This is a genomic window from Streptomyces sp. NPDC033221, from assembly GCF_055577005.1.
On the sequence record NZ_JBVIQN010000047.1, the window covers coordinates 35,003 to 53,118 of the forward strand.

The 18,116-nt window shown below is 70.6% G+C and carries 18 protein-coding genes and 2 pseudogenes; 11 read left to right on the top strand and 9 right to left on the bottom strand.

The features are described from left to right. Window positions 1-49: 49 nt before the first annotated feature. From ACZ53K_RS38225 to ACZ53K_RS38235, 3 genes are read right to left on the bottom strand one after another with little or no spacing between them, the layout of a single operon-like run. Window positions 50-1,279 carry a cytochrome P450 family protein gene (locus ACZ53K_RS38225; protein ID WP_468846398.1) on the bottom strand — a complete coding sequence of 410 codons (1,230 nt, stop codon included), beginning with the start codon at window positions 1,277-1,279 and terminating at the stop codon, window positions 50-52. Beyond that, window positions 1,276-4,695: an amino acid adenylation domain-containing protein gene (locus ACZ53K_RS38230; RefSeq protein WP_468846401.1), complete on the bottom strand. Its 3,420-nt coding sequence runs from the start codon at window positions 4,693-4,695 to the stop codon at window positions 1,276-1,278. The genes ACZ53K_RS38225 and ACZ53K_RS38230 overlap by 4 nt, the downstream gene beginning before the upstream one ends. A 60-nt stretch (window positions 4,696-4,755) precedes the next feature. Beyond that, the gene (locus ACZ53K_RS38235; RefSeq protein ID WP_468846404.1) at window positions 4,756-5,250 is read right to left on the bottom strand and encodes a pyridoxamine 5'-phosphate oxidase family protein; all 495 of its coding nucleotides are present in this window, start codon (window positions 5,248-5,250) and stop codon (window positions 4,756-4,758) included. A 285-nt stretch (window positions 5,251-5,535) separates the two neighbouring features. On the opposite strand from ACZ53K_RS38235, the pseudogene ACZ53K_RS38240 reads away from it, so the two are divergent. The 6 genes and pseudogenes from ACZ53K_RS38240 to ACZ53K_RS38265 form a co-directional block, all read left to right on the top strand. Then, window positions 5,536-6,342 (top strand): annotated as a pseudogene (locus tag ACZ53K_RS38240) (pentapeptide repeat-containing protein); the annotation flags it as partial. Further along, window positions 6,270-6,692, top strand: coding sequence for a pentapeptide repeat-containing protein (locus ACZ53K_RS38245; protein ID WP_468846452.1), 423 nt, complete (start codon window positions 6,270-6,272; stop codon window positions 6,690-6,692). The pseudogene ACZ53K_RS38240 and the gene ACZ53K_RS38245, both read left to right, overlap by 73 nt. A gap of 53 nt (window positions 6,693-6,745) precedes the next feature. Next, a complete protein-coding gene (locus ACZ53K_RS38250; RefSeq protein WP_468846407.1) occupies window positions 6,746-7,069 on the top strand; it encodes a hypothetical protein in 324 nt (107 codons plus the stop codon). A gap of 211 nt (window positions 7,070-7,280) precedes the next feature. Beyond that, window positions 7,281-7,637 (top strand): hypothetical protein, encoded by a 357-nt coding sequence (locus tag ACZ53K_RS38255; protein ID WP_468846410.1) that lies wholly within the window; start codon window positions 7,281-7,283, stop codon window positions 7,635-7,637. 89 nt (window positions 7,638-7,726) lie between these two features. Beyond that, window positions 7,727-8,368 carry an SRPBCC family protein gene (locus ACZ53K_RS38260; RefSeq protein ID WP_468846412.1) on the top strand — a complete coding sequence of 214 codons (642 nt, stop codon included), beginning with the start codon at window positions 7,727-7,729 and terminating at the stop codon, window positions 8,366-8,368. A gap of 139 nt (window positions 8,369-8,507) precedes the next feature. After that, window positions 8,508-8,837, top strand: a complete 330-nt coding sequence (locus ACZ53K_RS38265; RefSeq protein WP_468846415.1) for a hypothetical protein — start codon at window positions 8,508-8,510, stop codon at window positions 8,835-8,837. Window positions 8,838-9,000: 163 nt separating this feature from the next. Here the strand turns inward: ACZ53K_RS38265 and ACZ53K_RS38270 are convergent, their stop codons facing one another. Then, window positions 9,001-9,171: a hypothetical protein gene (locus ACZ53K_RS38270; protein WP_468846417.1), complete on the bottom strand. Its 171-nt coding sequence runs from the start codon at window positions 9,169-9,171 to the stop codon at window positions 9,001-9,003. Here ACZ53K_RS38270 and ACZ53K_RS38275 point away from each other — a divergent pair. Continuing rightward, a complete protein-coding gene (locus ACZ53K_RS38275; protein WP_468846420.1) occupies window positions 9,162-9,395 on the top strand; it encodes a hypothetical protein in 234 nt (77 codons plus the stop codon). The genes ACZ53K_RS38270 and ACZ53K_RS38275 overlap by 10 nt on opposite strands. Here ACZ53K_RS38275 and ACZ53K_RS38280 read toward each other — a convergent pair. After that, entirely contained in the window at window positions 9,388-9,873 is a 486-nt protein-coding gene (locus ACZ53K_RS38280; RefSeq protein WP_468846422.1) for a carboxymuconolactone decarboxylase family protein, read from the bottom strand. The two genes, ACZ53K_RS38275 and ACZ53K_RS38280, sit on opposite strands and share 8 nt — an antisense overlap. A 172-nt stretch (window positions 9,874-10,045) precedes the next feature. On the opposite strand from ACZ53K_RS38280, the gene ACZ53K_RS38285 reads away from it, so the two are divergent. Continuing rightward, complete coding sequence (locus ACZ53K_RS38285) at window positions 10,046-10,987, top strand: RNA polymerase sigma-70 factor (protein WP_468846425.1); 942 nt, start codon at window positions 10,046-10,048, stop codon at window positions 10,985-10,987. Here the strand turns inward: ACZ53K_RS38285 and ACZ53K_RS38290 are convergent. Together ACZ53K_RS38290 and ACZ53K_RS38295 are read right to left on the bottom strand one after the other, a co-directional pair. Then, a pseudogene (locus ACZ53K_RS38290) lies at window positions 10,914-11,378 on the bottom strand (hypothetical protein); the annotation flags it as partial. The gene ACZ53K_RS38285 and the pseudogene ACZ53K_RS38290 overlap by 74 nt on opposite strands. A 418-nt stretch (window positions 11,379-11,796) precedes the next feature. Then, complete coding sequence (locus ACZ53K_RS38295; RefSeq protein WP_468846427.1) at window positions 11,797-12,420, bottom strand: ATP-binding protein; 624 nt, start codon at window positions 12,418-12,420, stop codon at window positions 11,797-11,799. 105 nt (window positions 12,421-12,525) lie between these two features. On the opposite strand from ACZ53K_RS38295, the gene ACZ53K_RS38300 reads away from it, so the two are divergent. Next, window positions 12,526-12,768, top strand: a complete 243-nt coding sequence (locus ACZ53K_RS38300) for a DUF397 domain-containing protein (protein WP_468846430.1) — start codon at window positions 12,526-12,528, stop codon at window positions 12,766-12,768. 90 nt (window positions 12,769-12,858) lie between these two features. Beyond that, the gene (locus tag ACZ53K_RS38305) at window positions 12,859-13,773 is read left to right on the top strand and encodes a helix-turn-helix domain-containing protein (RefSeq protein WP_468846432.1); all 915 of its coding nucleotides are present in this window, start codon (window positions 12,859-12,861) and stop codon (window positions 13,771-13,773) included. Window positions 13,774-13,831: 58 nt separating this feature from the next. Here ACZ53K_RS38305 and ACZ53K_RS38310 read toward each other — a convergent pair whose 3' ends face one another. Then, complete coding sequence (locus ACZ53K_RS38310) at window positions 13,832-14,647, bottom strand: SAM-dependent methyltransferase (protein WP_468846435.1); 816 nt, start codon at window positions 14,645-14,647, stop codon at window positions 13,832-13,834. A 287-nt stretch (window positions 14,648-14,934) separates the two neighbouring features. Continuing rightward, window positions 14,935-15,432, bottom strand: a complete 498-nt coding sequence (locus tag ACZ53K_RS38315; RefSeq protein WP_468846438.1) for a hypothetical protein — start codon at window positions 15,430-15,432, stop codon at window positions 14,935-14,937. A gap of 274 nt (window positions 15,433-15,706) precedes the next feature. On the opposite strand from ACZ53K_RS38315, the gene ACZ53K_RS38320 reads away from it, so the two are divergent. Beyond that, entirely contained in the window at window positions 15,707-18,025 is a 2,319-nt protein-coding gene (locus ACZ53K_RS38320) for a glycosyl hydrolase family 18 protein (RefSeq protein WP_468846455.1), read from the top strand. Window positions 18,026-18,116: the final 91 nt, after the last annotated feature.

Consider the following 18,116-nt stretch of genomic DNA (forward strand, 5'->3'; position numbering starts at 1 on the left):
CTGGTGTGAGCCGTCCGTGGTGCCGAGGCGAGTCGGTGGTGCGGGGCTTTCACCAGCGCACGGGGAGCCGGGCCGGTGCGCGCAGTGGGGTGGATTCGTCCCAGTCGATGGTCCTGGCCGGAACGGCCAGTTCGATGCCGGGCAGCCGTTCCAGCAGTACCTGGATCGCGATGGTGAGCTGCATACGGGTCAGGTGGCCGCCGGTGCACGCGTGCGGGCCGTGCCCGAAGGCGACGTGCGCGTTGGGGGTGCGTGCGAGGTCGAGGCGGTCCGGCTCGGCGAACGCCTCCGGGTCGCGGTTGGCGGACGCCGGTACGGGCACGACCGCGTCACCGGCCCGGATGTGCTGCCCGTGCAGGGTGAGGTCCTCGGTCGCCACGAGGATGTTGATGGCGTTCATCAGCGGGACGTACCGCAGCAGTTCCTCCACCGCGGTGCCGGTCCGCTCGGGCGTCTCGCGCAGCTCGCGCAATTGCCCGGGGTGGGTGAGCAGGGCGAGCAGGGCGTTGCCCGTGTGCTGGATGTTGGTCTTGTAACCGGCCATGAGCATGGTGACGACGAAACTGACGACGTCGTCCCGGGTGATCCCGCTTCCGGGCCGGCGGGCCTGGGCGAGCAGCAGCCGGATGTAGTCCTCGCCGCCGCCGTCCCTCTCCTTGCGGTCGATGAGTTCGCCTGCGTAGTCCTGCAGGGCGTACAGGGCCGCCAGTACCTCCTGCATCGTCAGGCCGGACGCGCCCAGCAGCGCGAGGGTGTGCGGCAGGTAGATCTCGCGGTCCTCGTACGGCAGGCCGACGGTCGCGCACAGCACCCGCAGGGGCAGCGGTTCGGCGTAGGAGGCGACGAGGTCCGCCGTTCCGCCGCCGTCCGTCCCGGCCACCATCGCGTCGATGAGTTCCCCGGCCATCGCGCGGATCCGGGGTTCCATGAAGGCCAGCTGCCGACGGCCGAACATCGGCAGGACGGCACGCCGTACGCGCTCGTGGTGTGCGCCGGTCATCTCCAGGAAGGTCGGCAGGCACGGTGGCGGAGCGTCGTCTCCCTCGCGCGGCGGCCAGGCCGACAGCAGCGGCCGTACGAGCCGGGGGTCGGCGAACGCGGCCCGCACGTCCTCGTAGCGGCTGAGGAGCCAGCCCGTCTCGCCGTTGGGGAGCTGGGCCTTGACGACGGGCGCCTCGGCACGCAGGCGGGCGTAGGCGCACGGCGGCCCGGCGGTACCGGGTTCGACCTCCGGGACCGGAATGGGGGCAGTGGAGGCGGGGGCTTCGGGGTGGTTCATGAGGTGGGCTTCCGTCCCGTCGTGGGGGTGCGCGGCGCGGCGCGGCCCGGTACGGGCGCGGGGCCGGATGCGGGGCGCGTGAGGTACCCGGAGGTGAAGAAGTACTCCAGGTAACGGTCCAGCAGAGCGGAGTCGACCGGTGGGCAGACCAATCCGCTGCCGGCCAGCGCCTGTTCGGCGTTGCGGCGTCCCAGGACGGGGAAGGTGCCCTTGAGGTACATCTCCTTGACCGACATGTCGGCGGTACGGCTGCGGTCCACGCACAGGGACACGAACGGCGCCGTCGCGCTCGTCGGATTCTCGGCGACGTGCCGCACCAGCTCGCCGACCCATGCGTCGTACGGCAGGGTGCGCAGGCTGAAGCCCGCCGCGCGCATCCGGTCCAGGACGTCCGACAGCATCGCCGGGCGCGGGTTGGTCAGGTGGTAGACCCGGCCGTCGGCCGGGTGGTGGGTGGCGATGTGGACCATGGACTCGACGAGGTGGTCGACGGGGACGAAGTCCATCGGCAGCTCGATGGCCGGGGCCAGCCCCGTATCGGCGATCATCTTGAACAGTGAGCAGATGGCCGTCTCGGTATTGCACACGCCGTGCGTACGGTCGCCCGTGACCTCGTACGGCCGGTACACGGCCACCGGCAGGCCCTGTTCGGCCGCCCGCCGCAGCACTCCTTCGGCAACCCACTTGCTCTCCGCGTAGCCCATGGTCAGCCCCTCGGCGTGGGCCGGCGGCAGGTCCTCGGCCACCTCGCGCACCCCGGCGGTGCCGAAGCCGGCGACGACGGCGACGGTGGAGACGAAGTGCACCGGCACCCGGCGGGGCGCGGCGATCCGGATGACCTCGCGGGTTCCGTCGACGTTGGCCGGGCGCAGTTGTTGGTAGGGGTAGAGGAAGTTGACCCGGGCGCCGTTGTGGACGATCAGGTCCAGGCGGCGGGCCAGTGTGCCGGCGTGGCCGGCGTCCAGTCCCAGCCGCGGCTGGGTCAGGTCCCCGGGGAAGCATTCGACGCGCTGCCAGTCGGCCTCGTCGAGGTGCAGTCCATAACGGCTGAGCGCGGTGCGGACGCGCCGCTGGGCGTGGCTGCGGCTCGTCGCCCGAACGGGGCAGTGGACGCGGGCGGGCGTCGCGTGCAGCAGACGGTGCAGCAGGAACGCGCCGACGAATCCGGAAGCCCCCGTGAGCAGGATGTCCTGCGGGTTGTGCGGTCGGGGGGCCGGGCCTTCGGCGGGCGGGAGGGTGAAGCCGAGTTCGGTTTCCTTGACGAAGTCGACGACTGGCTCCTGCGCGTCCGCTGCTCCGCCGGCGCCGGCGCCGGTGTGGGAACGGCCTGCCTGGCGGGTGTGGAGGGACTGGCGTACGGCCTCGGTGAAGCGTTCGAGTGTGGGCGCGGCCAGCAGGGCCCTGATGAGGGTGGAGCCCAGGGCGGCGTCCAGGCCGAGCACGGTCAGGGTGCGGGTGACGGCTTCCGAGGCGAGGAGGGAGTCTCCGCCGAGGAGGAAGAAGCCGTCCTCGGGCGTGGGCCGGACGCGCAGCACCTGCTGCCAGATTTCGCCGAGGAGGTCGAGCAGGCCGTCGGACGGTTTCGGCCCGTCCGGGTGCCGGCCGTTCGCTGCGACGTTGCCCGGGGTGGGCGGTGGTATGACGGGATCGCAGCCGGTCAGGGTGGTTCGGCCGGATATGATCCCCCCGGACTCCGAACCGTCGTGACCGCCCTGGTCGGGCAGTGGTGCGGCGGACTTCAGGCGGGTTCGGTCGATCTTGCCGCCGCTGGTCACGGGGAAGCGGTCCAGGGGCACCAGCGCCGGGACGGCCTGTGGGGGCAGCCACTTGGCGCAGTACGCGCGCAGGTCGGGCAGCGGCAGCGGGCGGCCGGGGACGGTGGCCGTGACATAGGCGGTCAGACTGTGCCCGTCGATTTCGACGGCCGCTTCGCCGACCTCGGGGTGGGCTCGCAATCGGGTCTCCACCTCGTCGAGTTCGATGCGTGCGCCGCGCAGCTTGACCTGGCGGTCGAGCCGCCCGCGGTACTCCAGCAGGCCGTCGGCGTGCCGTACGACCCGGTCGCCGGTCCGGTACAGCCGTCCGCCCGGTGCGACCGCGGGCAACGCCACGAAGCGCTCGGCGGTCAGCTGCGGGTCGCCGAGGTAGCCCAGCGCCAGCCCGTCCCCGCCGACGTACAGCTCGCCCTCCTCCCCCGGGCCGGCGGGCGAGCCGTCGGCCCGCAGGACGTGGCAGGTGGAGGCGCCGAAGGGACGGCCCAGCGGAACGTGCGCGGCGCCTTCGGGCAGCGGGCCGAGTACGTGGGCGGTGGAGACCACGGCGTTCTCGGTCGGGCCGTAGAAATTGACCACCGTGGTGCCGGGGCAGGCCTTGAGGACGGCGTTCGCCAGGCGCGGGTCCATCGCCTCCCCGCCCGCGGAGACGAAACGCAGCGGGGCCAGTGCCTCGGGGCGCGTCCGGGCGACGAGGTGGAAGACGCTCGTCGTCAGGTAGGCCACGGTCACACCGCCCTCGTGGAACAGCCGCTCAAGGGCCGTGGGCGCGAGCAGTTCCGCTCGGTCGGCGATGACCAGGCAGGCGCCGGTCAGCAGCGCGCCCCAGATCTCGATCGTCGAGGCGTCGGAGGACAGCCCGTAGGCGTGCAGCACCCCGTCACCCGGCCCCGGCGGGGCAATGCCGGAGTCGGACAGCACGAGGCGGACCACGCCGCGGTGGGACAGCGCGACCGGCTTGGGGCGACCGGTCGTACCGGAGGTGAAGGCCACGTAGGCGCAGTCCGTGGCGGAGCCGGTACGGGGGACGACGTCGGAGTCGGGGGCGCCGGAACGGGTGAGGTCGAGATCGGTACGGGCGAAGCCGGCACCGGTCCAGCCGGTACCGGAACTGTCCCTGTCCCTGTCCCTGTCGCTACGGGTGGCGGGACGCGACGGGCCGTCGGCGCGCCGGTCGAGCGGGCCGACCTCGACCGACACGCGTAGACCGCGCACCCGGCGCGTGCTGCCCGGCAAGGTGACCGCGGCACTGAGCCCCGCGTCCTCGGCCATCGCCCGCAACCGGGCCGGCGGAAGATCCTCGTCCAGTGGTACGTACGCACAGCCGGCCTTGAGGATGCCCACCAGCGCCACCAGCGCCTCCAGCGCCTCCAGCGAGCGATTGCCGCACACGCCGACCAGGTCGCCGGACCGGACCCCGTGGGCGGCCAGGCGCGCCGCCAGGGCGTCGGCGTGGGCGTCGAGCCGCCCGTAGGTCAGCGTGCGCTCCCCGTGCCGGGCCGCCGGGGCGTGCGGCAGCGCCGCGGCCTGGGCCTCGAACAGCTCCGGGATGCGACGGTCCCGGGGGTAGCCGGGCGCGGGCGTGCCGGCGTCCCGGGCCGGCGGCCGGGACAACGGGCGTGAGGAAACGTAGGTGTCGGTCATCGGGTCTCTTTCGCTCCAACGGCTTGCATGCGGTACGGCGATGAGCGGGCGAGGGCGCACTCAGGGAGTGCCGGGTCCTTCACCGGCGTCTGCTTCGGCGAAGTCGGCCGCGAAGGCGGAGAAGTCGGCGCTGCGCCAGTGCTGCGGGCGCATACGGAAGACGATGTCGTCCGCCAGCTGGCCGGAGGTCGCCGCCAGATATCCGCGCGCCTCCTCGGCGTCCAGGTACCGCCGGGCCAGTGCCTCGCGTGCGGCAGCGTCCACCGGGTCCTCGATCGCCGTGATGGGCCCTTCGACGCTGACGTAGCGGTAGGGCCGTCCCTCGTCCTGCACGCAGAGGCTGAACCGCCCGGCTGCGCGCAGGAGTTGGGCCTTGATGGTCTGGCGACCCGTCTCGACGACGACCTCGCCGCCGGGCTCATAGGCGTACCAGACCGGCACGGTCAGAGGCCCCCGGTCACGGTCACCGCCTCTGGAGTCCGTCACGCTCAGGACCCCCACGCGCGGTTCGGCGAGGAAACGTTCACGGTCGGGGCGCGACATGGCGGGAAGCATGGGCGGACTCCTGTCTCGACTGCGGCTGAAGTGGTGGTGGCGCGGCGACGTCGCCGCGAGAACAATCTTGAAGGCGAGGGGATCACTCCCCTGGCGAGGAGATCACTCCCCTGCCGAATGACCAACAAACATACGCTTTAGGCGGTTTCAAGCCCCTTCTTCTGGGGCTCGGATGAGGTGCCCCGAAAGTGCGGTTCCTCACAGGCGGACGCGGCCGCCGTGACCGGTGACGGCCGCCCCGGGACCGCGGAACATCGCCGAACGGGCGGCACACACGCCCCACTTATGACCCTCACCCCACGGCTCCGCGGCCCGCTCTCCAGTGCCCCACGGCATCGGTCGAGCACGCTGCGCACGGAGGTATACGGAGGCGTACAAGACGCTTACGCCAGGAAGCGGGCTCCAGCGGGCGGCGGGAATTCTTCGCCAGCGCGTACGGCACGGTCGGCGAGCGGAAACACAGCGGGTACCGCGCCGTGCCCGCATCGGCTCCAATGGCACCGCGACCGAGGGAAGGCCCCACCCCGGGGCACGCAGCGCACCGTTTCGCCGTACGCCCGCACGCAGGACGCGCACCGCGCAAGCCCGCGCTCCGCCGGGAACGCGGCGGCCGGGCAGGAGCAGCCGAAGCCGCGGCGCCCGGCAAGGCCGCATCGCCTGTGGCCGTCGAGAACCTCGGCAACCGGACGCAGGAGGTCCGGCTGGGCGGCACCTACGCCCTGCAGCGCATCATGCGGGACTCCCGGCGGGACTACCCCCACCGTCATCGACGTGCTCTCCGCCTATGTCCGTACCCACGCGAAAAAACCGTCGAAGAACGGTGCGGGGCCGAGGCGGCCGACGCAGGATGTCAAGGCCGCGCTCGGCGTCTTCCGCTCCAGAGAGCCCGGACGGGGCAGTGACCGCCTGGTCATCGACCTGGCCGGCGCCTATTTACGTGGTGCGGTCCTCAGGGGTACGCATCTGACCCACGCGGATCTGACCGGCGCGGATCTCTCCCAAGCGGACCTGGGCCGGACATCCGGCCCCACGTTGACGAGAGCGGGCGACCCGGACCGGGTACGGTCCACCGACCTGAGCGGCGCGCCCCTGTACCGCGCCAACCTCGACCACGCCAACTTGCAGGCCGCGACAGCGAACGACGCGGACCTGCGCCGCGCCGGCCTGCGCGGCACGCGACTGGGGTCCGCGGACCCGACCCAGGCGATGATGGCGGATGCGGACCTGCGGGTGCCGACCTCAGCGGCGCTCAGCTCACCGGCGCGGACCTGCGTGGTACGGACCTGAGAGACATCCTTGAGGCGGCGGGGCCCTCGTATCCGACTCGCGTTGCCGTGCCGACGCTGATGCGGGCGCGGCTGGACCACACCACCAATTCACCGGCCCGGTTGGCGAACGACCCGCGCGTGCGGGCGGCCATGGAGAGGGGAACCGGCGGCTGAGACGGGTGTCAGTGAACAGGCGGCCCGAATCCGCTTCCGGACGAGTCGAACTGATGCGGGATCTTGACGCTGTGGCGCCGGGCTTCGTGACGCCCCCGTGCCACTCGCACTCCATCGGCGACGGGGCGTCGCGGCAAGCCGTCCTGGAGACCCTGGCGGAATGGCTGCAGTCACGGTTCCGTACGGCGACAGTCGCCCTCGCCGACGCCCAGGACCGACTGGTCCGGCACCACGAGAGCATGGCCATCGAGGACGCCCGGAACGCGGACGATCACCGCAGCCGCGCCGCACAGGCCCGCCAAGCCGCCGACCCGTCCGTCAGGCCGCGCACCTGGGAAGCAGCGGGCAGCAGCCGACTCGATAGGCGAGGCCCGTAAGCCCCGCCCCCACCTCCACCTCCACCTCATGCCCCAACCACCCACCCGCTGAGGTCTCCTGACGCGCACGAGGAGATCGCCTCCGCCCATACGTCCACGCACCCACGCGCATAAGTTAGAGGCTATTACTAAAGCATTGACCTCTCACCCTTGCGGCTATAGCTTCTAACTAACGCTTCAGCCCCCCGCATCAGACGAGAAGGGGAATCGCATGTCCATCACAGTCCAGTCGCCCAGCACCCGCACGGAATCGCGCACACCGCTGTCGATGACCGTCTCCGCCTGGGCGGCCCCCGTCATGGTGGTCGGTCAGTTCGCCCTGCTCGCGGCCGTCCCGGTCGTGATCGCGCTGGTCGGCGCCCTCCGGCACGCCCACGACCGGGCGGTGCGCCGGGCGGCCGTCCTCCTCGCCGTCGCATACGCCGTCCCGCTCGCCGTATGGCTGACCCGGCCCGACGGGGCGCAGAGCCTGTCCAAGGATCTGCACCCCGCGTTCGCCGCACTGATCGTCGCTGCGGCCGTCACGCTCCTCGTCACCCTCTACCGAGCCCGTTCTCGCAACCGGTGACACACCCTCCCGGCGCCCTCAGGCACCTGACACTCAACGCACGCCCACTCAACGCGCCCTACTCGCCCGGCAACCGACAAGGAACCCCCATGTCCGGCATTCGCCGCACCAGCATCCGCGCCGTCCTGTCCACCGTTCCGCTGCTCATCGTCCTTGGCAGCACTGCCGCACCCGCCGGGGCCACCACCTCGCACCCGGCGAGGTCCCTCACGTGCCGCGGCGCCGGCGTTGATCCCGACGCGCGTGTCCACCACCGGACCGAGACCGTGATCCATGCGCCGCTGCACGTCATATGGAAGGTGCAGACCGACGTGGAGCGCTGGCCGACCTGGCAGGCGCCCGTCACGACCGCGGAACGCCTCGACCACGGCCACCTCCGCGAAGGTTCGGCATTCCGATGGACGACTCCGGTGCCCCCCAACCCCTCGACTCCCGCCACCAGCCTGGACATCACCTCGACCGTCGAGCAGCTGAAGCACAACTCCTGCATCCGCTGGACCGGCCCCGCGACAGGTGAGGGGCTGCGCATCGACGGCATTCACGTGTGGAACTTCACCAAGGTGAGAGGCGGCGTCCGCGTCAGCACCGAAGAGACGCACACCGGTGAGCAGGTCGAAGCGGACGTCCCCACCGCGACCCGAATCCTGCGCGAGGGCCTCGAAGGCTGGCTGCGCGACCTGAAGCCCGCAGCCACGGCCAGCCGCGCTGAACCGGCGCCGCGCCCGCCCTGACGTACGGCGGAGACGACCGTTTCCCCGCCTCACAGCGGCCCCCGCCGGATCGTCGGCCGGGGCTGCCTGAAAGAGTGACCGGATACTTCTCGACCCCGAAAACACCCTGTTCATCCGGGGTGCCACCCCCGTACTGCTGATGTCCGACGCCTCCGTTCACGACGCCCTGCCGGTCCTGACCGCGCCCGACGGGGCGGTGCCCCGGTGCGACGGCTGGAGCATCGTTCCCAAACTCACCCTGTGCGTCGTGGACAGGCCCGGAGAAGCAGGCCTCATGATCCCCTCCCTTGTCGCGCCGGTGCTCGACGGAACCGGCGAACCGGGCGAGATGGCCGACTGGTGCTCGGACGCGGAACAGGCCGGCGGCGCGGTCGTCCTGTCCCTCGACACGCTCCCGGAGGTTCTCGACTGGGCCCGTCTGCTGGGTTCCGGCACCTCCCATGGCGGATTTCTGCCCGGCCTGGCGTGATCTGGTCCGCGGTCTCGGCGGAGGCCGCTCCGGCGCGGCATCAAAGTCCATGACCGGGTGCAGCTACGCGGCCCGTGGATGGCCACCCGAGTGGTCACCGCCTCCGGGGCGATCGGCTGAGCGCGACGCCTCTCCCCCACTGCCCCATCGGCAGCCCGGCCACCTACTCCTCGAACTGTCCGCCGTTCATCTGCCACACCGCGCTCAACGCCCGGCGCACTTCGCGGTGTTCCTCTTCCTGCTTGCGGACCCGCTCGGCGCGCGCCTCACGCCGCCCGGCGCGCACCAGCCCCGTGACGACAGCGGCCACCACCAGCAGTACCAGTGTCACCATCCCCGCTCCTCTCCGATGCCCGCGGGATGTACGGCTTCCGGCTGTACGGCTTCCGGCTCTACAGCTTCTACCCGTACGGCTTCTGGCGCAGGGCTACGGTGACGGCGACGGCGAGGGCCTCTGTAGCCGCGTCCCGCATCCCGCGTCTCAACACGCCCGGGCCCGGCCAGGAGCTGATGCTCCTGAGCCGGGCCCGGGCCGGGACGGGTTCGCCGATCAGCTGAGCAGGGAGTCGAACATGCCGTGCTCGTAGGAGCCTCCCGGCTGGTGCACGATGACGGCGAGCCGGTTGGCGGCGTTGACGAGGGCGACCAAGGAGACCAGCGCGCCGATCTGGTTGTCGTCGTAGTGCTTGCGCACCAGGGCCCAGGTTTCGTCGGTCACCCCCTGGTGGGCGTCGGCGAGGCGGGTGCCCTCTTCGGCGAGCGCCAGCGCGGCCTGCTCGGACTCGGTGAACACGGTGGTCTCGCGCCAGGCGGCGACGAGGTGGAGCCGGGCCTCGGTCTCACCGGCGGCCGCGGCTTCCTTGGTGTGGATGTCGATGCACCAGCCGCAGCCGTTGATCTGGCTGATGCGCAGCGACACCAGCTCCTGCGTGGACTTCGGCAGCGACGACTGGGTGACCACCAGGCCCGCGGTGAAGAAGCGCTTGGCGAACTTGGCGGCCAGCTCGTTCTCGAACAGGTTGAATCGGGTCTCCATGATGATGTCCTCACTTGTGGTGTCGCGTTGACGAACACCAGATGCCGGCGGCCCGCCGCTTGTGACAGGACGGCTGTGTGACGTAGCCCACCGCTCGCGGATGTCACAAAGCGACCGGGACCGGCGTCTTGTGCGCGTAACGAGGTGGAGAACGAACAGGCAGGAGCAGCCGGTGAAGAGCCAGCAGAGCGAGCGCGCAGCGGACCCGACCGGACGGCTCGCCGGCGGCGGGCGTACGGACCCCGCCACCGAGGTGTTCGTCGCCCATCGCAACCTGCTGTTCACCGTCGCGTACGAGATGCTGAGCTCGGCGGCCGACGCGGAGGACGTCCTGCAGGAGACCTGGCTGCGGTGGGTGGCGGTCGATCTCGGCACGGTGCGGGACCAGCGTGCGTACCTGATACGGATCACCACGCGTCAGGCGCTGAGCCGGTTGCGTACGCTCGGCCGCCGTAAGGAGTCCTACGTCGGCTCCTGGCTGCCCGAGCCGCTGCTCACCTCGCCCGATGTGGCCGAGGACGTCGAGCTGGCCGACAGCCTCTCGACGGCGATGCTGCTGGTGATGGAGACGCTCACGCCGACCGAGCGCGCGGTGTTCGTGCTGCGTGAGGTGTTCGCGCTCGAATACGACGAGATCGCCGGGGCCGTCGACAAGAGCCCGGCCGCGGTCCGCCAGATCGCGCACCGGGCACGGGCCCACGTCGCGGCGCGCCGGCCGCGCGGGATCGTTTCCCCGGCCGAGAGCCGGGACGCGCTCGACGCGTTCCAGCGGGCGGCCGAAACGGGTGATCTTCAGGGCCTGCTCGCCATCCTCGCTCCGGATGTCGTCCTCACGGGTGACGGTGGCGGCGTCAAGCAGGCCGTCCCGCGGCCGATCGTGGGAGGCGACAAGGTGGCCCGCCTGCTGATCGGCGGGCTGGCGAGGACGGCCGTCGGAGGGACGTTGCAGCCGACGTACGTCAATGGTCACCCGGCGCTGATCCTCCGCTTGGGCGGCACGATCGACACGGTCCTGACGCTGCGCATCGACGAGGGCCGGATCATCGGGCTCTACGCCGTACGCAATCCGGAGAAGCTGTCGCACATGCAGCAGGAGAACGTTCTGCGGCGCTGAACGAGCCGCCGAACGGCGCGTAGTGCAGCAGGTCGCACGGGATCGGCTCGAAGCCCCACCTTTCGAGGGCGCGCAGCATCTCGGTGTGCTGCCGCTCCGCGATCACCCGCTTTTCGTCGACCATCAGGACGTTCATGCTGAGCCACTTGCCGCACATCGAGGTGAGCTTGAGCAAGCGCCCGTCAGTCGGTGCCCATCCGGTTGGTGACGTTGCTCCGGGCGACGAACAGGTCGCGCCCCCCGCGCGCACAAAATCCGCCGCGTCGAAGACCGGCTCGAACTCAGTGAGGATGTAGCGCATGGGCTCGCCCGCTGCGGGGATACGGAAATCCGCCTCGAAGAGTTCGTCCGTGAGCTGGGGTTTCGGTGCCGCCGTCCAGCGCGCGCCACGACCGATGTCGGGTACTTTTCCAGTGCACGTGTGAGACAGGTTCGCGTCAATGACTGAATACGCCGTCCGGCCGCTGATGTGGCGGCGAGCGCCCCGGTTGGGATCGGTCAGGTTTTCGCATCCAGTGGGGTAGGGGCCTCTCGTCCGGCCGGGTGGATTGCCCATTGATCCGATCGGCTATGAGTACGGGCTGCCCCTGTGTATCGGGCGGCGCGAACTTGACGGGAATCCGGCGTACGGCGCCGGAGGCTGATGCGCAGGCGGGGGTGTGCGGTGCCGGTGAGGGCGGCGTGGGCGTCCGGAGCGGCGTGGGCGTCCGGGCTCGCGTGGCTCTCCGGGTCCGCGTCACCATCCGGTCCCGCCCACCCGGCATCAGGCTCGCCTCAGCGGCATCAAGCCCACCCCACCGGCTCGGAACCTACCCGACCGGCTTGCGGCGCCCCTGCCCGAACGGCTTCGGGGCCGGGAGCTGGGCCCAGACCGTCTTGCCCGTGTCGTCCGGGTGCGTCCAGCCCCAGGACTCACTGAGCCGGTCCACGATCCACAGGCCCCGCCCGCCTTCCGCGAGCAGGTCGGGGACCGCGAGGGCGGGGACCGCCCGGCTGGAGTCGGACACCGCGCACAGGACGCCGGAGCCCTGGTGCGCCAGCGCGAGCCAGGCCGCGCACACGGTGTCCGGCCGCGCCCCGTCGGCGCCCGCGCTGCCGGGAGCGGCGTGGCGCAGCGCGTTGCTGGTGAGTTCGGAGACCACCAGGACCGCGTCCGCGACGACCGGCGCGTCGATGCCCCACCCTTCGAGGGTGGTGGTGGTGAAACGGCGGGCCTGCGCGACGGCGCTGTAGGCGCAGCTGAGCGCGCACACGGCGAAGTCGCTGAGGGCCGCCGTCGGCCGCTCCTCACCTGCTTCCTCGTGGAGTACGTCGTGCACGGTCGGTGCCGGATGTGTGGTCATCACGATCTCCGCCATGAGCATTTCGAGGGCTGGGCCGCGCAGTTCCGGAGGGCTAATATCCTCGTCGTCCGCCTTCCGCTGCAAGTACATCTGCAATTGCATCGGTAAGAACGGCCGCGCGGGGCCCGTTTCACGCCATCGCCCGTACAGGTCCGTACCGGGCGGAGGCAGTTCCTCCAGTAGGGAGAAGGTCTGATGAAGTCATTGCCCAACGGCATATGCGCCAATGCCATCGAGGGTGCGGTGTGGCGCAAGAGCGCCCGCAGCAACCCCAACGGGAACTGCGTCGAACTGGCGGTTCTCGCCGACGGCGGGGTGGCGGTGCGCAATTCCCGGCACACGGGAGGGCCGGCATTGGTCTACACCCGCGACGAGATCGCGGCCTTCGTCCAAGGGGCCAAGGACGGGGACTTCGACGACCTGGCCGGACTCGACTGACGCATATGTCGGCCGGATAGTCACCACTGCTGTACGAACTGTGCAGGCGATGGGACACTGAGTGTTCATCAGACCAACAGGGGAGTCAGCATGGTCGCCGCGCAGCCGGGGCGCGTACCGCCCCCGCGCCGTCACATCGAACACCCCCGGGGCGGCCCCACGGTCCTGCGGATCATTCTGGGCACGCAGTTGCGCCGGCTGCGTGAAGCGGCAGGCGTCTCCCGCGAGGCGGCCGGTCACGCCATCCGCGGCTCGCACGCCAAGATGAGCCGCCTGGAGCTGGGCCGCGTCGGCTGCAAAGAGCGTGACGTGGCCGATCTGCTGACGCTCTATCAGGTCACGGACGAGGCCGAGCGCGCCGAGTTCCTGGCCCTGGCCCGCGGGACCAGCACACCCGGGTGGTGGCACCAGTACAACGACGTACTGCCCGGCTGGTTCGAGACGCTCATCGGCCTGGAGGAGGCCGCCTCCGTCATCCGCGCCTACGAAGTGCAGTTCGTGCCCGGCCTGTTGCAGACCGCCGAGTACGCCCACGCGGTGTGCCGGCTCGGCAATCCGCAGGCGTCCAGGAAAGAGGTCACCCGGCGGGTGGAGCTGCGGCTGCAGCGCCAGGCACTGCTCACCGCGCCCGGAGCGCCTCGGCTGTGGGCGGTGCTCGACGAGGCGTCCCTGCGGCGCCCGCTCGGCGGCCCCGAGGTCATGACGGGCCAGCTGCGGCACCTGCTGGACATGGCGCGGCTGCCCAACGTCACCGTACAGATCGCCCCGTTCCACCTCGGCGGGCACGCGGCGGCGGGCGGCCCCATCACCATCCTGCGCTTCCTGGAGCCGGACCTGCCCGACATCGTCTACCTGGAGCAGCTGACCAGCGCGCTCTACCTGGACAAGCGCGACGACGTGGACCACTACCTCGCGGTGATGGACCGGCTCAGCGCCCAGGCCGAGTCGCCCCGGGGATCCCAGGCCATCCTGGAGGAGCTGCTCCGGTCCTCGGAGCACGGCTGACCGCGGGAGGGGCGACGGTTCCTCCTCTCGGCCGGGCGGGCCGGACGCCCCGGCCGCGCTACTGCTTGCGGGCGACCCCGCCGTACTCGATCCACTCCATGGTGCGCTGCTTCGGTCCGATGTCCGCGTCCGGCTTCCAGGTCGAGACTTCCACCAGGCCCGGTTCGAGGACTTCCAGGCCGTCCAGGAACGAGGCGAGTTCGGCGGCCGTGCGCACCCGGCCCCACTGGCCCTGGGTGCTGACCCGCATGAACTCGGTGACGAAGTCGCGGGTGGTCTGGTCCTCGCTGACGAGCTGGCACACGACCAGGAAGCTGCCGGGGGCCAGGCGTTCCGCGACCCGCCTGATCAGGCCCGCGGGGTCGTCGGCGTCCGGGATGCAGTGCAGTACGGACACGAACAGCGCGGCCACCGGCCGGTCGAAATCGATCAGCCGCTGCACCTCGGGGTGACCCATGATGCCGTCGGTGTCCCGCATGTCGGCCTGGATGACCGCGGTGTTGTCGTTCTCCTCCAGCAGGGCGCGGCCGTGGGCCAGCACGATGGGGTCGTTGTCCACGTAGACGACCCGTGCCTCCGGGGCGACCCGCTGGGCGACCTGGTGGACGTTGTCCTGGGTGGGCAGGCCCGACCCGTGGTCGATGAACTGCCGCATGCCCTGCTCCTGGGCCAGCCAGCGGACCACCCGCTGCAGGAACCGGCGGTTGTTGACCGCCAGCACCTGCGTGCTCGGGACGACCTTGCTCAGTTCCTCGCACGCCTCACGGTCGACGGCGTAGTTGTCCTTGCCGCCGAGGTAATAGTCATACATCCGGGCCACGCTCGGGATGCTGACGTCCACCGTGCCGGCCTGTGGTCGCGCGTCCTGGCTCATTTCCTGCTCTCCCGTCGCTCGGGCACCTCGCCGAGGCACCACGGCCGGCCGCTTCACGGGATGTGACCGCGCCGGTACGGCGTCCAACATACCCAGCTTGGGGCAGCTGTTGCAGGCCCACGGCCGCAGTCCGTCATGTACTGGGCAGAGAAACCGGAGGACCCGACGCGCCGGTGGCTAGGGCCGAATGGTCCCTCCATGGTCCCGAAATGTTTCTCGGGAGAGTTGGCGGAGCGTACGGTTTCGGCCTGCCGGACCTTGGCCTCGGCTGACGCGCCATATACGGCTCAGGACAAGGGGTTTCGCAGCTTGTGGATCTCCGGGCGCACCCGGTCGACGAGGTCGTCCCTCAGCATCGCGTTGAAGGCACGGCGGGCCGCCAGCGCTTGTTCGTCGATGTCCGAGCCGTTGCGCAGTTGACGTACGTAGGTCTGGCGCACCAGGTGTTCCGCCGGGAGGTAGGTGTTCTTCAACCATTGGTAGAGCTCGTCGGATGCCAGCAGCAGCAAGCGCCGAAACGCTTCGTCCCGGGCCCGTACCCGCCGGTTCAGCTCCTCCGCTTTGTCCGTCCAGCCCGTCTCCTGGATGTAGGTGAGCCAGTCCATCCACAGGCTGGTCGCCAGCATGAAGTTCTCGATGCCGGCCAGTCGCCGTTCCTGGGCCTTCTCCAGCAGGCTCGCCCGGAGCCGGAGCCGTTCCACCGAGCGCGTGGCGAATGCGGTCAGCAGACCGCCGACCACCGCCGCGACAGCGGCGACCACGGCGGGCAGGGTTGCGCTCTCCACAGTCGTCCTCCCCCATGGACGCCGCCCGGCGAGCGTCCCAAGAGCCCTGCCGCCTTCACCACCCGCACGCCACCCGAGTGAGTTCCGAGCAAGTTCCGAGTGAGTGATGCCCCGCCAACTCGCGTGACACTCCCGGACGTTGACGACTTGGTCCAGACCATTTATGGTGCGACTGCCCTCCGGTATCCGGCGGCACACCCGTCCCCTGGCGCGCGGCCGGGTATGCGCACTTCGGTTCTCACACCCTGTACCACTCACACTCACAGGGGTGCCTATGAAAGACCGGCGCAGATTCCGCAGCAGAGCCGCGGCCCTGCTCACCACCCTGATCCTGTCCGTGGCCGCCGTGCTGACCGGCCCGGCCGCCGCCCCCGCCCAAGCCGCGGGCACCCTCACCGCGGCCTACACCACCCAGGACAACGGCTCCTGGTGGAAGGGCACCTACGTCATCCGCAACGGCGGTTCTGCCGCTGTCACCGGCTGGACCTTGGAGTTCGATCTGCCGGCCGGTGTCACCATCAGCGGTCACTACCACGGCGAAGCCACCGTCAACGGCCGCCATGTGACGGTCAAGAACGCCCACTACAACGCGACCGTACCGGCCGGCGGCAGCACCGACCCGTACAGCTACTGGTTCATCGCCAACGGGCCCGTCGGCAGTCCTACGACCTGCGCCGTCAACGGGGACAAGTGCGACGGCAGCCCGGACGTACCGCCGTCCGCGCCCGGCGCACCCGAGGTCACCGCCACCACCGCGCGCAGCGTCTCGCTGAGCTGGCCGGCCGCCGCGCAGGGCGACTACCCGGTCACCTCGTACGAGGTGCTCAGCGAGGGCCGTACCGTCGCCACCTCCGCCGGGACCAGCGCGACCGTCACCGGTCTGACCCCGGCCACCCGCTACACGTTCACCGTCCGGGCCAAGGACAGGCGCGGCAACACCGGGCCGCCGAGCACGCCCGTGACCGCGAACACCGTGGACCCGGCGAGCGACCCGGTGCCGCCGACCGCGCCCGGCCGTCTGCGCAGCACCGCGACCACCTCGTCCAGCGTCTCCCTGGCCTGGGACAAGGCCACCGACAACGTTGGCGTGGTCGCGTACGACGTCTACCGCGGCGCCGATCTGGCCACCACGGTCCCCGGCGGCACCACCGCCGCCACGGTCACCGGCCTGACGCCCGCCACCGCGTACACCTTCTCCGTAAAGGCACGCGACGCCGCCGAGAACGCCTCGCCCGCCTCGGACGCCCTGACCGTCACCACGGACGACGTGGCCGGGCCCGGCAAATTCCTGAAGGTCGGCTACTTCGCGCAGTGGGGCATCTACGGCCGCCAGTACTTCGTCAAGAATCTGGACACCTCGGGCGCCGCCGCCAAGCTCGACGTCATCAACTACGCCTTCGCCAACATCGACCCGAAGAACCTCACCTGTCTGGCCGGGGTGACCAAGGGAGTCTCGGGCAATCCGCAGGACCCGGACGAGGGCACCGGCGCGGGTGACGCGGACGCCGATTACGGGCGCGCGTTCCCCGCCGCGCAGTCGGTGGACGGGGTCGCCGACGACGGCTGGGGCAAGCTGCGCGGCAACTTCAACCAGCTCAAGAAGCTCAAGGCGAAGCATCCGCACCTGAAGGTGGTGATGTCGCTCGGCGGCTGGACGTATTCGAAGTTCTTCTCCGACGCGGCGGCCACCGACGCCTCCCGCAAGAAGTTCGCCGCCTCCTGCATCGACGTGTGGATCAAGGGTAACCTGCCCGCCTACAACGGCGCGGGCGGCCCCGGAACGGGCGCGGGCATCTTCGACGGCATCGACCTGGACTGGGAGTGGCCGGGCGCCGAGGGCCACCCTGGTAACCACTACAGCCCGGCCGACAAGGCCAACCTCGCACTGCTGATCAAGGAGTTCCGCCGACAGCTCGACGCACTGGGCGGCGAGCACAAGCTGCTGACCGCCTTCACCCCCGCCGACCCGGTCAAGATCCAGCAGGGCTGGGACCTGTCCTCGATCTTCGCGTCGCTGGACTACGCCAACGTGCAGGGCTACGACTTCCACGGCTCGGGCAGTGACAACTCCTGGGAACCCAAACGCACCGGCCACCAGGCCAATCTCCACCGCGACACACAGGACCCGTACGACTTCCACTTCAGCGTCGAGGACGCCGTCACGACGTACCTGGACGCGGGGATCAGCCCGCGCAAGCTGACCATCGGCTTCCCGTTCTACGGCCGCGGCTGGAAGACCGTCGCCGACGGCGGGGCGCACGGCGAGTGGCAGTCGGCGGACGGCGCGGCCCCGGGCCAGTTCCCGGAGGAGGCGGGCATCCGGGGCTATCAGAACCTCCTGGCCAACGTGCCCAACATGACCGTCCACCACGACGAGCAGTCCGTCTCGACGTACGGGTACACCGGCGCGAACGGTCAGTGGTGGTCGTTCGACGACACCTGGTCGATTGGAAAGAAGACGGACTGGGTCAAGACGAAGGGGCTGCTGGGCGCCATGGTCTGGGAGATGTCGGGCGACACTCCGACGGGCACGCTGATGAAGGCGATCACGAACGGGCTCGCACAGCGGCAGGGCGCTGCTCCAGCCGGCTAGACGATTAGTTCCGATTGCGGGGTTCACGGACGCGGGGAGGGTGTCCAGCATCGGGTTGTGACGACCGAACTAGACACCCTCTTGACCGCAC